Origin of the sequence: Actinosynnema sp. NPDC023794 (assembly GCF_040639675.1) — a bacterium.
GTDB lineage: Bacteria > Actinomycetota > Actinomycetes > Mycobacteriales > Pseudonocardiaceae > Actinosynnema > Actinosynnema luteola.
Window position 1 is genome coordinate 171646 of sequence record NZ_JBFAFR010000017.1, and the last position, 14173, is coordinate 185818.

A 14173-nucleotide genomic window follows, 5' to 3' on the forward strand; every position below is an offset into this window, starting at 1 on the left:
TCGGATCCCCTGCCCTCGTCGCGCGGGGCGGGACCTCGACAAGGAGAGCCTCTCGTGGGTAGCTCGTTACGCTGCACGGTCATCGTCCCGACCTACAACCGGAGGCGGTTGCTGGAACTGACGCTCGACTCGCTCGCCAAGCAGGACCTGTCACGTGACCGGTTCGAGGTGCTGGTCGTCGACGACGGTTCCACCGACGACACCGAGGCGGTGGTGCGCGGGTTCGAGGACCGGTTGGACCTGCGGTACTTCTACCAGCCCGACGAGGGGTACCGGGTCTCCGCGGCCCGGAACACCGGGATCCGGCACGCCACCGGCGAGGTCTGCGTCTTCGTCGACTCCGGGGTGCTGCTGCACTCCGCGAGCCTGGGCGCGCACGCGGCCAGGCACGAGGCGTCCGAGGAACCGTTGGCGCTGAACGGGTACGTGTACTGCTTCAACCTCGACAACGAGGACGCCCGGCTGATCCGCAAGGTGGTCGACGTCGAGGACGTCGACGGCTCGATCGCGTCCATGGAGCGGACGCGGGCGTGGCCGGACGTGCGCGAGCCGTTCTACGCCCGGTACTCCGACGACTTCGGCCACCTGCCCGCGCCGTGGCTGATGTACTGGACCTGCCACGCGTCGGCGCGGACGGAGCAGGTGCGCGCGGTCGGCATGTACGACGAGGAGCTCCGGCAGTGGGGTGGTGAGGACCTCGACCTCGCCTACCGGCTGCACCGCGACGGCGCCAGGTTCGCCGTGGACCGGGCGGCGAGCGCCATCCACTACCCGCACGAGAAGGACCAGGGCGCCAACACGACGTCCGCCCTGGAGAACTACCGCTACATCGCGGAGAAGTACCGGACGCCGATCACCCGGATGCTGGTCGAGGAACCCCGGATCCGCTTCGCGGACTTCAACGAGGTCATCGCGGAACGCGGCCTGCCCCGCTGCGCCGACTACCCGACCGCCGGGTAGGTGGCGGGCATGTGGGACGTCGCGCGGGAGCAGTTCGCCGCACGACGGGAGATCGTCCGCCTGCTTCCCCGCGCCGGCCGTCCGCTGGTCGCCGCGCTGGTCGGGGTGAACCTGCTGCTCGGCTGCCTCCCGGTCGTGTTCACCGTGGCGACGGCGATGGTGCTCGGACGGGTGCCGGCGGCGGTGGCCGCGGGGCTCGACTCCGGCGCGTGGAACTCGCTGGTCGCGGTGTTCGGCGTCGCGGCGGGGGCGTTCGTCGCCCGGCAGCTGCTCTCCCCGGTGGAGCGCGCCTTGGGCGAGCTGGTGACGCGCCGGGTCGACGGCGGGGTGTTCGACGAGCTGATGGCCGCGTCGCTGCGCAGCGCCGGCCTCGGCCCCCTAGAGGACCAGCAGGCGCTCGACGCGCTGCGCACCGCCGCGCGGGAGGTGGAGTTCGGCGTGCAGAGCCCGGGTCGGGCGGCCACCGGACTGCTCGCGCTGATCGCGCGGTACACCGAGCTCGTCGGCTGCGCGGTCGCGGTGGGGGTGGTGTTCTCGTGGCCGGCCGCGGCGGCGCTGGTCGTCACCGTGCTGCTGTTCCGCCACGGCCAGCGCGGTGGGCTGCGCCGGTACGCCAGGACCCGGTCCCTGCTCGCCGCCGACCAGCGGGAGATCGACTACCTGCGCGAGCTGGCCGGCGGCGCCGCCGCCGGCAAGGAGATCCGGGTCTTCGGCCTGGCCGGTTGGTTGCGGCAACGCCTGCGCGACACCCACTTCCGCTTCCTCGAACCCCTCTGGGCCGAACGCCGTCGCATCTACCTGTGGCCGTTCGTCCGGTTCTCGGTCGCGGCCCTCGTGGTCACCGGCGTGGTCTTCGCGGTGGTGGGCGCGACGGCGCGCGAGATGACGCTCACCGGGTTCGTCCTCGTCGCGACGGCGACCCTGGGTCTGCTGCGGCTGGCCGAGCACTACCCGGAGGCGGACCTGCCGACCGCGATCGGCATGAGGGCCTACGACGCGGTGCGCCGGTTCGCCGAGCACGTCGACGCGCACGAGGAAGAGCCTGCGCCCGTGCGGCGGGCGACGGTGCCCGAGCCGGTCGGCGCCATCCGGTTCGAGCGGGTCGGCTTCCGCTACCCCGGGCAGCGGCGCACGGTCTTCGACGGTCTGGACCTGACGATCCCGGTCGGCCGCTGCACGGCCATCGTCGGCGTGAACGGCGCCGGCAAGACCACCCTGGTCAAGCTGCTCGCCCGGCTGTACGAGCCGACCTCGGGCCGGATCACGCTGGACGGCGTCGACCTCCGCGCCTTCCCGGTCGACGAGTGGCGCGCCCGCCTCAGCGTGATCTTCCAGGACTTCGTGCGGTACGAGTCGTCCGTCGCCGACAACGTCGGGCTGGGCGCCGTCGGTTTCCTGGACGACCGGGAGGCGATCCGCGAGGTGCTCGACTCGGTCGGCCTCGCCGACGCCGTGGACCGCCTGCCCCGCGGGCTGGACACACCCCTGGCACGGCACCTCACCGACGGAACCGAGCTGTCCGGCGGCCAGTGGCAGCGCGTCGCGCTGGCGCGGGCGTTGTTCGCGCTGCGCCACGGCGCGCGGGTCGTGGTGCTGGACGAACCGACGGCGAGCCTGGACGTGCGCGCGGAGACCGGCTTCTTCGAGGAGTTCGCCGGCCTGGCCGCCGGCGCGACCACCCTGCTGATCTCCCACCGGTTCTCGACCGTGCGGCACGCCGACCACATCGTCGTCCTCGAGCACGGCCGGGTCGCCGAGCAGGGCTCCCACGCGGACCTGCTGGCCCTCGACGGGCGCTACGCGGAGCTGTTCCGGTTGCAGGCCGACCGGTTCGTCGGCGCGGCGGACGCCGCGATCGGGGGAGCGGTCGGGTGAAGGTCCTCCTGACCGGCGCGTGGACCATGATCGCCACGGCCTGGCGGTTGAACCCGCGCAAGACCGCGCTGGCGGTGGTCCTGATGACGGCCGGCGCCGTCGCCGCCCCGCTGCTGGCCGCCGCGCTCGGGTGGATGACCCGCGAGGTCGTCGCGGGCACGGTGGGGCGCGCGGTGCTCGCGGGCCTGGCGGTGGCCGTGCTGGCGGTGATGGCGCTGGCCCTCGCGCACTTCGCCCACCTGGCCTACTACGAGCTCTCCGAGCTGGCGGAGCTGGACTTCGACGAGCGCGTGATCGAGGTGTCGAACGGCTCGGCCGGCATCGAGCACCACGAGCGGGCCGAGCACGCCGACACGTGGACCGTGCTGCGGCAGGAGGGCAGGCAGTTCCGGACCGGTCTCGAAGCGCTGCTCAACGGTGTCGGCCTCGTCCTCGCCGTGGCGCTCACCGCGGTCCTGCTGGCCGTGCAGAACCCGCTGCTCTTGCTGCTGCCCGTCGCCGCGGTGCCGCCCCTGCTCGCCGGTCGCCTGGCCGAGCGGGTGCTCGACCGCGCCCGGACGGCGACCGCCGAGTCGACCCGGACCGCGCTCAACCTGTTCCACCTGGCCACGTCCGCCCGCCTGGCCGGCGAGCTCAGGGTGTCCGGGGTGCGGGACGAGCTGCGCGCCCGGCACGGCCGGCTGTGGGCGCGGGCGACGCGAGGGCTGTGGCGTGCGCACCTGATCGCGACGTGCGCCCGCGCGGCGGGGCAGGTCGTCTTCGCGCTCGCGTACATCGCGGGTGTGCTGCTCGTGGTGCGCGACGCGATAGCCGGACGGCGCGGCGTCGGCGACGTCGTGCTGGTGATCGTGCTCGCCGCCCAGGTCAACCAGCAGGTCGCCACGGCCGTCACCCTCCTGCAGGACTTGCAGCGGATGGCGGGCGCGTACCGGCGGCTCACCGAGGTCTCCGCGTCGGTGACCGGCGCCGATCCGGCTCCACCCCGCCACTCGCCGCCGCGGCGGCTGCACGACGGGATCGACCTCGCCGGGGTGGCGTTCAACTACCCGGGCGCCGACGTGCCCGTGCTGCGCGACGTCGACCTCCACCTGCCGGCCGGCGCCACCGTCGCGATCGTCGGCGAGAACGGCGCGGGCAAGTCGACCCTCGTCAAGTTGCTCTGCGGGTTCTACCGACCGTCCGAGGGGCGGATCCTGGTCGACGGCGCGGACCTGCACGACATGCCGCTCGACGAGTGGCGCACGCGGATCGCCGCCGGCTTCCAGGACTTCGTCCGGTACGAGTTCACGGCCCAGCAGGTGGTCGGCCTCGGCGACCTGCCCCGGGCGTCGTCGGAACCGGCCGTCCGCGCGGCCCTGGAGCGCGCCGACGCCACCGGCGTGCTGGACGACCTGCCCGAGGGCCTGCGCACCCGGCTGGGCAAGAGCTACGCCGACGGCGCCGAGCTGTCCGGGGGGCAGTGGCAGAAGCTGGCGCTGGGCCGGGCCATGATGCGGGAGGCCCCGTTGCTCCTCGTCCTCGACGAGCCGACGTCCGCGTTGGACCCGGAGGCCGAGCACGTCCTGTTCCAGCGGTACGCCGAGCACGCGAAACGGGTGGCCGGCCGAACCGGCGGGATCACCGTCTTCGTGTCGCACCGGTTCTCCACGGTGCGCACGGCCGACCTGATCGTCGTCGTCGGCGACGGCCGGGTGGTGGAGACCGGCGACCACGCCGCGCTCACCGCCCGCGGGGGCCTCTACGCGGAGTTGTTCGCGCTCCAGGCGAAGGCGTACAGCTGACGCGCGCGGAACGGTTCCGGGCGCAGCCCGGCGGTGGGCTCCGGACTCCCGACGGCTGACCGCGGTGGACTGTCCACAACGCACCGCGGTACGTGGGCCCGGAGTGGCGGCGCACTTCAACGTCACCGATCGTGATCACTCGAACGTGCAAGCCCTTCACGCTCGCGAGGGATCGACGCCCGCAGGCCCAGGGTGAAGGCTGTGCCCTTCACCGGCCACCAAAGGGAGCTGATCAAGGGCATGCTGATGACGACGCTCTCTGAGTACCGCGTGCGTCCTGGTCGGCTCAGGGAGTGGTCACTGGATGATGCGCCCTTTCGGGAAGCGGCACGTTCGGTCGAGCGCGGCACACCCCTGTCGTACAACCAGGAATGGCACCTGAAGTTCGTCGCCGCGCTCACCGAGCGCGGCGCCTGGGTTCCGCAGTGGATGGGGTTCAGGTTCGAGCTCGCCGGGCCGTTGGACGTCGAGGCCTTCCGCGAGACGGTGCGGACGTGGGTGGAGCGGCACGAGACGTTGCGCAGCGCGTTCCGCGTGGTGGACGCCGGGGCGGAGCGCATCACCGTCGACCCCGCCGCGGTGTCCGTCGAGGACCTGGTCGTCGGCGACTTCGCGAGCGATGACGACCTCCGCGCCTGCCTCCAGCAGCGCATCGACGACGCGACGGGCGCGTTCAGCCGGCCCAGCTACGTGGTGGAGACCGTGGAACGCCCGGATTCCACCACGGTCATCGTGGGGATGGACCACGCGCACACCGACGGGTTCTCCGTCATGACCGCCGTCGGCGAGTGGCAGGACCTGTACGCCGCCGTGGCCGCCGGGCGTCCGGTCGAACACGGCGGAGTCGGCAGCTACGTGGACTACGGCGTGGCGGAGCGCGCCGCCGCCCGGGAGATCGACGCCGACCACCCGGCCGTCGAGCACTGGGCCCGGTTCATCGAAGCCGGAGGCGAACGGCTGCTGCGATTCCCGCTCGACCTCGGTGTCGCGGAAGGGGAAGTGCTGCCGCACGCGAAGCAGGACGTGCTGCTGCTGGACGTGCTCGAGGCCGACGCGGTCGAGGAAGCGTGCCGCGAGGTGGGCGGCGGGTTCCTCGCCGGACTGCTCTCCGCCCTGGCGATCGTCGCCCACCAGGTCACGGGCGAGCCGGTCTACCGGACGGTGATGCCGGCGACCACCCGCACCAGGCGGGAGTGGCTGCGTTCGATGGGGTGGTACATCGGCGTCGGTCCGATCGAGATCGACCTCGGCGCGGCGCACAGCTTCCTCGACGTGGTGCCGGGCGCGCACGAGTCCGCGAGGACCGCGCTGCGCCTGAGCCGCGTGCCTATCGCGAGGGTCGCGGAACTCCTCGGCATCGAGCGCGAGCTGGAGCGGCGGATGCCCGAGGTGTTCCCGTTCATCTCCTTCGCCGACATGCGAGTGGTGCCGGGGATCCGGCACTGGCCCGAGTGGGACGCCCGGCCCCTGGTCCGGATGAGCACCAGCGGCAGCAAGGTGAACATCTGGACCCACCGCACCGACGAGGGGTTGTGGCTGACCGCGCGCTACCCGGCCACGGAGACGGCCGACGCGAGCGTCGCCGGCTACGTCGACCGGGTGCGCGAGGTGCTCCACAGCGTGGCGAAGACCAGTGATTACCTGTTGAGGACAGAAGGAGAGACGGCATGAGTTCCGCCCAGGCGATCGTGGGCTCCATCCTGACGGGTCAGTTCAGGATCCGCCCCGAGGACATGAAACCCGAGGCGACCCTGGCCGACCTGGACATCGACTCGCTGACCGTGGTCGAGCTGATCGAGGCCGTCGGCGAGGAGCTGGGGGTCAGGATCAGCGAGCACGAGGTGAGCCAGTGGCACACGGTCCCGGACCTGGTGGCCACGGTGGAGGCGAAGCTCGCGCAGCGGTCGGCGGAGCCGGGGCGGTGACCTCCCCGGACCGCCGTCCGCCGCTGACGGGAGTCCCGGCGCCGAGGTCGTCGCCGGCTCGAACTCGCGGGTGATCGGCTCCGGTTCCCGGCGATGAGCGCACGGCCGATGAGCGCACGGCCGACCCCGTGCGGGCACGAGGCCCGGCGTCCCGGATCGCCCACCGGCGCTGGGGTCAGGATCGAGCCGGGGGCAGGTCGGCTTCGAGGTTGCCGTGCGCCTCAGCCGACAGGTCCTGCCAGTCCTCCCACGTCTTGAGCCGGGCGGCGTAGACCTGCTTGATCAGCGGGTGGAAGCCCTGGCCGAAGAGCACCCGCAGCGGCGGGTGGTCGAGGTCGACGATCTTGAGCAACGCCCGGGCGGCGGCGGCCGGGTCGCCGGCGGGCTGCTTCGCCACGAGGCCGGCGAGCCGCTCGCGCAGGCCGTCGTAGACCGGGCTGGTCTCGGCCATGTGCCCGTTGGCCAGGGGGTCGGGGTTCTTGCCGTTCCTGGTGGCGAAGCCGCCGGGCTCGATCACGGTCACCTTGACGCCGAACTCGGCGACTTCCTGGGCGAGGGCCTCGTTGAAGCCTTCGACCGCCCACTTGGACATGTGGTATGCGCCGCCGAGCGGCATCGCGACGAGCCCGGCCGCCGAGGACAGCTGGACGATGTGCCCCGAGCCCTGCGCCCGCAGGTGGGGCAACGCGGCCTGGACGACCCACACCGCGCCGAACAGGTTGGTCTCCAGCTGGTCGCGCAGTTCCCGCTCGGTCAGCTCCTCGATCGCGCCGACCTGGGCGTAGCCCGCGTTGTTCACGATGACGTCGAGGCGGCCGAAGTGCTCGCTCGCCCGCTTCACGCCCTCGAAGACGGCGGCCTTGTCGGTCACGTCCACCTCCAACGGGAGGACCGCGTCGCCGTAGGTGGCGACCAGGTCGTCGAGGCCGGCGGCGTTCCGGGCGGTCGCGGCCACCTTGTCGCCGCGCGACAGGGCCGCCTCCACGAAGTTGCGGCCCAAACCGCGCGACGAACCGGTGACGAACCAGATCTTGCTCACGATGTCGTTCCGTTCTGTTGCCGTGTGCTGTCGGGCATGAGGCACCGCGGACCTCGGTCCTGTGACAGCACGCCGGCGTGACGTGTGACACAGGGTTGCGGGATCGGACGGGCGGCCTGAAACGGAAACCGGCGACTGCCGACCGTCGTCGGCGAGGTCGCGACCGACGCGGCGGTCACCTCTCGGCGAGTGGCTCGACGGGACTCCAGCCGAGCGGTGTTCCGCGCAGGCGGTGACGTGAGGCCCGGGGGACGCGGACCGCACCGACCGTCCGGTACGACAACGCGCTCGGCGTGGCAGGCTGTTCCGATCCGGAGTGTCCTCCGCCTCACCCGTTCGTGTGGCCGGGCCGCGGTCCGCGCCGAGCGTGGCGGACGGCGGTTCCGCGTCGGTTCGGCTGGCCTTGCGGGGGTGGGCGGGCGATGCTGGACGCGATGGCGGTGCAGCGGGATCCGACCGGTTCTGCGCTGGCCGACCTCGTCGCCCGGCAGCGTGACGAGATCGACCGGCTGAGGTCCGCTGCGCGCAGGCAGGCGGTGATCGAGCAGGCGAAGGGCGTCCTGGCCGAACGGCTGTCGTGCCGTCCCGACGAGGCGTTCGAGGACATGGTGCGGCTGGCGCAGGCGACGGGCAGCGACCTGGCCGCCATCGCGGCCGGCGTGCTCGGCGTGCCGCCGCCACCGCCCGCGCCCGGTCTGCCGCCGGCGACCGGTGACGGGCGGTACGACTCCTCGCGCTACCCGCGGCAGGTCGACATACCGCAACCGTCGCCGGCTCCGCCGTCCGAACGCACGCCGCAGCCGGTCGCGCTCGCCGCGATCGGCACGGCGGTCGACCCGGAGGAGCTGGCCGAGCTCGTCCGGGAGCACGTCGGCTGCGACGGCGTGCTGGTCTACCTGCTCGAACCCGACGGCGGGCCGCGGTTGGAGGCCGCCGCGAACGTGCCGGCCAAGGTGCGGCTGGAGTGGGAACGGGTGCCGTTGCGGCTCAGCACGGGCGTCCTCGCGTCGGTGCGCACCGGCCTGCCCCAGTGGCTGCCCGACCTGGAGGAGGCCCGCCGGCGGCACACGCTGATCGGCGACCCGGAGACGGTGTGGCGGTCGCGGGCGTGGCTGCCGTTCCGGGACCAGACCCGCATCGCGGGCGTGTTCGGGGTGCTGTGGACCGACGAGCACGAGTTCTCGTCCGAGGAGCAGTGGGAGCTGGAGGTGATGATCGGCGCCGCCGGCTCCACGCTCCTGGCGCTGCTGGGCCCGGACGGCGCCGCGCGGGGCCCCCGCTGGACGCTCTGGGTCCAGCACCTGCTCGACGTGCTGCCCGGCTCGGTGGCGCTGCTCGGCGCGGTGCACGACGAGGACGGCGAGGTGGTGGACTTCCGGTTCGAGGCCGCCAGCCCGGACGCGGTCGACTTCTCCGGCCGCCGGTACCGGCAGCTCGTCGGGCGAAGCATCCTCACCAGCTACCCGACCGTCGCGGGCACCGAGCTGTGGGCGGCGTACTTCCGGGTGCTCCGCACCGGGGTCCGGGAGGTGGTCAGCATCTTCGACTACGAGGAGAACACACCCGGCCTGCCGCAGCACGGCCGGTACACGTTGACCATCGGCAAGTTCGGCGACGGCTTGATCCTGGCCTGGCACGAGCACGAGGACCCGTTGCAGCTGGAGCGGCTGCGGAGCGTCCAGCGCCTCGGCAACATCGGCTGGGGCGAGTGGAACCTGGTGACCAACGAGATCGACTGGTCCGACCAGCTCTACGTCATCTTCGACCGCGACCCGGTGCTCGGCCCGATGTCGCTGGACGAGATCCGGGCGTCGGTGGTCGGCGAGGACCTGCCGATCCTGCAGAACGCCGTGCGGCGGATGCTGGAACGCGGCGAGGGCACCGACTCGGAGCTGCGCCTGCGCGCCGGCGACCAGATCCGGAACGGGCGGTTCATCGGCGAGCCGGTGCTGGACGTCGAGGGCAGACCGGTCCGGTTGGACGTGGTGCTGCAGGACGTGACCGCCATGCGGCGGGCCGAGAAGCGGGTGTTCGACCTCAGCGAGCAGTTCGCGCAGGAGCACCAGGTGGCGGACCACCTCCGCTCGGCCGTGCTGCCGCTGCCGAGCAGGCCGCTGGAGCTGCCGGGGATGCGGGTGGTCGTGCGCTACCTGGCGGCCGAGCAGTGGGCGGAGGTCGGCGGCGACTGGTACCACGCGTTCCCGATCGACGACGGCAGCACGCTGCTGGCGATCGGCGACGTGGCGGGCCACGGCCTGGCGACCGCGGCGGCGATGGCGAAGCTGCGGTACGCGTTGACCGGGGCCGCGCTGACCAACCCGGACCCGGCCGGCGTCCTCGACGTGCTCAACCGGATGCTGACCGGCGGTGGTGGCGTGACGCTGGCGTCGGCGATCGTCGGTCGGTTCGAGCCGACCACGCGCCGGCTGTCGTGGGCGCAAGCGGGCCACCCCGCGCCGCTGTTGCTGCGGTCGGACGAGGTGCAGCGGCTCGACCGGCCCGTGGGTCCGATCCTGGGCGCGGTGCGGGGCGCGGTGTACGCGACGGCGCGGACGCTCCTGGCGCCCGGCGACACGGTGCTGATGTTCACCGACGGCCTGATCGAGCGGCGGCCTTCCGCCGGCGTCCGCGGTGACGACCTGGAACGCCTGATGGAGGAGATCCGGGGGTTCGTGGCGGAGCTGGACCCGGCGCGGATGCCCGAGGCGCTGACCTCGCGCCTGGTGCCCGCCACCCCGTTGGACGACACGTGCATCGTGGCGGCCACGATCTCCGCCTGACCCCGGCCGGTGTCGACGGCCGACCCGCGCCGCGCCCGGTCGCCGGCGGTCCGATCGGGTACACGTCCTGGTGGGCACGGGCACCGAGGACGAGCACGATGGGCTGAGCCGGGCCCGGCCACGACCGCACCGGGGAGTGGCCACGCCGGGCCCGACGTTTCCGGGGGTCGAGCGGGGGTACCGCCCGGACACGGGCAGGTCCCGGCCGTGGGGCCGCACCGGTGTCCGGACGGGTCGGCGCGACCGCCCGGTCCGGCGCCGGACCGCCCGACGACGAGCACGCACGGAGGTGGCGATGTCCGCGTACACCACTCGCGAACGGCTGCGGGAGTGCCTGAACGAGGTCGACTTCCCGGCGAGCAAGGACGAGCTGGTCCTGGCGGCGCAGGAGCGGGGCGACGAGATCACGGCGCGGGCGCTGCGCGCGATCCCGCCGGTGGACTACGCCAACGTGACCGAGGTGGTGGGCTCCGTCCGGTTCGAGGACGACACGCGCGTGGACCCCGGCGGGGCGCGGCGATCGGAAAGGTGATCCACACCGTGGTCGAGCACGGCGAGCTGGTCGAGGCGATCGGCCGGCGCGGAGACCTGGACACCGCCACGGCGGAGGCGGCGCTGACCGCGGTGGTCGCGACGTTGGCGCACGGCCTGACCGCCCCGGACCGGGACCGGCTGGCCGCCGCGCTGCCCGCGGCGGTGGAGGAAGCGGCGCTCGTGCCCGGCCGCCCGGAGAACCGGCCGCCGGACGCGGTGATGATCGAGCTGGCGCAGCGGTTGGACACGGGCACGGAGCGCGCCCGGCACCTGGCACAGGCCGTGCTCGGAGGGCTGGAGGACACCGCGCCCGGGACCGGCGAGCTGCTGCGCGCCGCCCTCGACCCCGAGGTGCCGACCCGCCTCCGCGGATGACGGGGACCGCCTACCGGCCGGATCGCGGCCAGCCGGGGCGGCCCGCACGCCGCGCGTGAAGGACGTGCCGGCGCCACTCGGACGACGGGTGTGGCGGAGCACGTGGGCGAGGACGTGACGCCTCCGCACGCGGGCGAGCCTGACCGGCATCACTGGACCGTCGTCTGTGCCAGGCCGCGCGAGGACCGCGCGGCTCAGGACGCCGGTGGCATCACCGGTGCGTTGCCGACGTGCCGGTGGAACCACCGCGCGGTCAACCTGGTCACCCGATCCAGCGCACCGGGCTCCTCGAACAGGTGATCCGCGTCCGGCACGACCTCCAGCCGCCCGCCGGCGCGCAACCGGCGCGCGGCCCCCTGGTTGAGCGCCACACCGTCCTCGTCCCGCTCGCCGACGATCAGCAGGGTCGGCGCGAGGACCCGGGTCAGCGCGTCCCCGGCCAGGTCCACCCGCCCGCCGCGGCAGACCACGGCGCGCACGGCGACCGGTCGCTCCGCCGCGGTGACGAGCGCGACCGCCGCCCCGCCGCCCGCACCGAACAACCCGACCGGGTGGCCGCCGGTCGCCGGCTGGTCGGTGAGCCAGTCCACGACCGCGGCCAGGCGGCCGGCGAGCACCGGCACGTCCACGCCCCGGTCCCCGCTCGGGAGCAGGTCGACCAGCACGGTGGCCAGGTGCTCCCGCTGGAGCGTCTGCGCCACGTGCAGGTCGCCTTGGGGGTGCGGGCCGCCGTCGTGCGCGAACACCACCACGCCGCTGCGGCGGGTCGGCATCGAGAGCCGGGCGTCCAGGCGGACCCGTCCAACGGGATCGGCACGTCCTCGTCGAAGAACACGACTTCCTCCACCCCCTGGCGGCCGGTGCGCGGTCGATCCCTGGTTTGCCCCCGGCGACCGGTCGAAACCGGTCGGGTCGTGTGGTCGGTCGGCCGGTGACGTCGTCGCGGAGGTTCGCGCGGCGAGTGGGAGAGCGCTGGTCCCAGGACGAGGAGGGATCCCTGGGCACAGGTGGGCCGACCACGGCGTTTGGGCTGAACGGCGGCTGGGCGGGGGTCGGCGAGCCTGCCTATAGTCCGGGCGAGATGTTCTGGGAGCGCTCCCAGAACGCGTCCGACGGAAGAGGGATGTCAGCGAGCTACTCCAGCAATTCGCCAACCCGGATTGCCGACCCGTGCATGCCTCTGCCGACGGCTTGGTCACCGCCACGGTGGGCGCAACGTTCACCGTCACCGACATCGAGATCACCGATAACAGCCTGGACCCGGCGCATCGACGACGAATCGAGGCCGCTGCGCGTGACTCCGTCAACATGGCGCTGCACAAGGCCGCGTTGGCTGCGGGCGAGCTGTTGACTGCGTTCGACGAATCGTTGCGCAACCAGGCTGCGGGTTCCCCCAGATTGCCGCAGACATAGCAATGTCTGCGCCGCTCACACAGATCTCCGGCATCGGGCGCCGAGCCCTGCCAGTCTCGACGCCCCGACCCCAGCTTGTTTGCTCCATGCTGCTGCCCCTCCCCGGCTTCGACGCGCGTGATCGTCGCTGAGAAACCAACCGGGCACAGCCCCTGACTGGCTACCCGCCGGCAGTCACGATGGTGACGCCGTACTTGGCCTTGATCCCACGCTGCCCAGGACCGTACCGGGCAGGTGGTGGGGTCAGCGCTGGTGAGGACGGGCACGCGGGTGGTGTCGGCGCCGGTCCTGCTGGCGCGCAGGACGATGGTCATGCCGCGTAACTCGGGGTAGACGTCGGCGGCGCGAAGCGCGGCGAGTTCGGAGCTGCGGGCGGCGATGGCGAAGCCGATCAACAGCAGTGCGCGGTCGCGCAGGACGAGTAGTCGGGTGTTGAGCACGAGCTGACGGTGATCGCCCGGTTGGGGTTCGCCGGCTACTTCCTGATCCTCGCGAGCCTCGTCGAGTTCTGCCGGGAGGGGGGATCTACTTCCAGGGCCGGAGTTCGGCGGCGAACTCCGCGGTCTGCTTTGCGCTCGGGGTGACCACCGTGGACCCGGTCAGGTGGGACCTGATGTTCGAGAGGTTCCTTCACCGGACTAACGACGTTGTCGTAGTGGCTCTGCGATAGGTATGCTGATGTCGGGTTCGACACGGTCGACCAGCCGTCAGACCGCCGTCACCGCCGAGTTCCAGCGATAAGTGCCCGGCCACGAGATCGCCAGAACCAAAGGTGAAGATCGGCGCTGACAGCCAGTCGGGATGTCGGGCGGTGAGGACGCCTAGCCAAGCGCCTTGCCAGCCGGGTGGCGAGGCCACCTTGGAGTAGGCAGTGTCTCAGCCTGTGCTCGTCAAGTTGTTCGCGATGGCGCTAGCAGTTGTGGTTGCCATCATCGTTGGCATCGCGGCAGGTGTTCTTGCTGCCCTCAGCAAGGGGCACCCGGCCACTGCAATCTTGAAGGGTGGAGCAGCTTTCGCTGCCACTCTCCTCCTTGAGATCGCGGTGCTGACTGCGCTCGGTGCCTTCAGCTAGTTCGCTCGGGGTGTCTGCGGGACCGTCGGTCCCGCAGACACCCAAGTTAGCCCTGTAGTTGTTGGCCAGCAACGTCAGTGTGCCCCGATGATCGGGGTGCCGAGGTGGACAGATCCGCGCGAGTTGCCTCGCCCGATCGCGCGGTGGGTCTGCTGCACGGATTGGTGACATCTGAGTTGGCTTGCCGTGATGGTGAGCTGGGAGGATGTCGCTGTGCCCAAGCCCTACTCTCGGGAGTTCCGCGACGATGTCGTGCGGGTCGCTCGTGACCGTGAGCCCGGTGTGATCGTCGAGCAGATCGCCAAGGACTTCGGGGTCCACCCGATGACCTTGTTCAAGTGGCTGCGCCAGGCCGACGCCGACGAGGGCGTCAAACCCGGTGCGAGCAGGAACGACTCGGCCGAGCTGCGCGAGGCGCG

At 72.4% G+C, this 14173-nt stretch carries 13 protein-coding genes and 1 pseudogene; 12 read left to right on the top strand and 2 right to left on the bottom strand.

The window, feature by feature from the left end; all coding sequences use genetic code 11:
* Positions 1-54 precede the first annotated feature (54 nt).
* From AB0H12_RS29470 to AB0H12_RS29490, 5 genes are all read left to right on the top strand, one after another.
* Entirely contained in the window at positions 55-960 is a 906-nt protein-coding gene (locus tag AB0H12_RS29470; RefSeq protein WP_499627193.1) for a glycosyltransferase, read from the top strand.
* A gap of 9 nt (positions 961-969) precedes the next feature.
* The gene (locus tag AB0H12_RS29475) at positions 970-2835 is read left to right on the top strand and encodes an ABC transporter ATP-binding protein (protein WP_499627195.1); all 1866 of its coding nucleotides are present in this window, start codon (positions 970-972) and stop codon (positions 2833-2835) included.
* The gene (locus AB0H12_RS29480; RefSeq protein ID WP_499627197.1) at positions 2832-4616 is read left to right on the top strand and encodes an ABC transporter ATP-binding protein; all 1785 of its coding nucleotides are present in this window, start codon (positions 2832-2834) and stop codon (positions 4614-4616) included. The genes AB0H12_RS29475 and AB0H12_RS29480 overlap by 4 nt, the downstream gene beginning before the upstream one ends.
* Positions 4617-4862: 246 nt before the next feature.
* Complete coding sequence (locus AB0H12_RS29485) at positions 4863-6287, top strand: condensation domain-containing protein (RefSeq protein WP_499627199.1); 1425 nt, start codon at positions 4863-4865, stop codon at positions 6285-6287.
* Complete coding sequence (locus AB0H12_RS29490) at positions 6284-6541, top strand: acyl carrier protein (protein WP_499627201.1); 258 nt, start codon at positions 6284-6286, stop codon at positions 6539-6541. The genes AB0H12_RS29485 and AB0H12_RS29490 overlap by 4 nt, the downstream gene beginning before the upstream one ends.
* Positions 6542-6716: 175 nt before the next feature.
* Here AB0H12_RS29490 and AB0H12_RS29495 read toward each other — a convergent pair whose 3' ends face one another.
* Positions 6717-7580: an SDR family NAD(P)-dependent oxidoreductase gene (locus AB0H12_RS29495; protein WP_499627203.1), complete on the bottom strand. Its 864-nt coding sequence runs from the start codon at positions 7578-7580 to the stop codon at positions 6717-6719.
* A gap of 422 nt (positions 7581-8002) precedes the next feature.
* On the opposite strand from AB0H12_RS29495, the gene AB0H12_RS29500 reads away from it, so the two are divergent.
* From AB0H12_RS29500 to AB0H12_RS29510, 3 genes are all read left to right on the top strand, one after another.
* Positions 8003-10360, top strand: coding sequence for a SpoIIE family protein phosphatase (locus AB0H12_RS29500; protein ID WP_499627204.1), 2358 nt, complete (start codon positions 8003-8005; stop codon positions 10358-10360).
* Between the two features lie 295 nt (positions 10361-10655).
* A complete protein-coding gene (locus AB0H12_RS29505; RefSeq protein ID WP_499627206.1) occupies positions 10656-10892 on the top strand; it encodes a DUF2795 domain-containing protein in 237 nt (78 codons plus the stop codon).
* Positions 10889-11269 carry a DUF2267 domain-containing protein gene (locus AB0H12_RS29510; RefSeq protein WP_499627208.1) on the top strand — a complete coding sequence of 127 codons (381 nt, stop codon included), beginning with the start codon at positions 10889-10891 and terminating at the stop codon, positions 11267-11269. The genes AB0H12_RS29505 and AB0H12_RS29510 overlap by 4 nt, the downstream gene beginning before the upstream one ends.
* Before the next feature lie 194 nt (positions 11270-11463).
* On the opposite strand, the gene AB0H12_RS29515 is transcribed toward AB0H12_RS29510, so the two are convergent.
* A complete protein-coding gene (locus AB0H12_RS29515) occupies positions 11464-12042 on the bottom strand; it encodes a dienelactone hydrolase family protein (RefSeq protein WP_499627210.1) in 579 nt (192 codons plus the stop codon).
* A 397-nt stretch (positions 12043-12439) separates the two neighbouring features.
* Here AB0H12_RS29515 and AB0H12_RS29520 point away from each other — a divergent pair, with 397 nt between their 5' ends.
* The 4 genes and pseudogenes from AB0H12_RS29520 to AB0H12_RS29535 all read left to right on the top strand — a co-directional run.
* Positions 12440-12682: a YbaB/EbfC family nucleoid-associated protein gene (locus AB0H12_RS29520; RefSeq protein ID WP_499627211.1), complete on the top strand. Its 243-nt coding sequence runs from the start codon at positions 12440-12442 to the stop codon at positions 12680-12682.
* 431 nt (positions 12683-13113) lie between these two features.
* Positions 13114-13328 (top strand): annotated as a pseudogene (locus AB0H12_RS29525) (hypothetical protein); the annotation flags it as partial.
* 237 nt (positions 13329-13565) lie between these two features.
* A complete protein-coding gene (locus tag AB0H12_RS29530; protein WP_499627214.1) occupies positions 13566-13754 on the top strand; it encodes a hypothetical protein in 189 nt (62 codons plus the stop codon).
* A 213-nt stretch (positions 13755-13967) separates the two neighbouring features.
* On the top strand, positions 13968-14173 hold a 206-nt coding region (locus AB0H12_RS29535), incomplete at its 3' end, for a transposase (protein ID WP_499627216.1).

Excerpts from the sequence above, each read along its gene's own strand:
- AB0H12_RS29475 (WP_499627195.1), top strand. The coding sequence starts at position 970 with ATGTGGGACGTCGCGCGGGAGCAGTTCGCCGCACGACGGGAGATCGTC.
- AB0H12_RS29485 (WP_499627199.1), top strand. The coding sequence starts at position 4,863 with ATGACGACGCTCTCTGAGTACCGCGTGCGTCCTGGTCGGCTCAGGGAG.
- AB0H12_RS29490 (WP_499627201.1), top strand. The coding sequence starts at position 6,284 with ATGAGTTCCGCCCAGGCGATCGTGGGCTCCATCCTGACGGGTCAGTTC.
- AB0H12_RS29500 (WP_499627204.1), top strand. The coding sequence starts at position 8,003 with ATGCTGGACGCGATGGCGGTGCAGCGGGATCCGACCGGTTCTGCGCTG.
- AB0H12_RS29505 (WP_499627206.1), top strand. The coding sequence starts at position 10,656 with ATGTCCGCGTACACCACTCGCGAACGGCTGCGGGAGTGCCTGAACGAG.
- AB0H12_RS29515 (WP_499627210.1), bottom strand. The coding sequence starts at position 12,042 with ATGCCGACCCGCCGCAGCGGCGTGGTGGTGTTCGCGCACGACGGCGGC.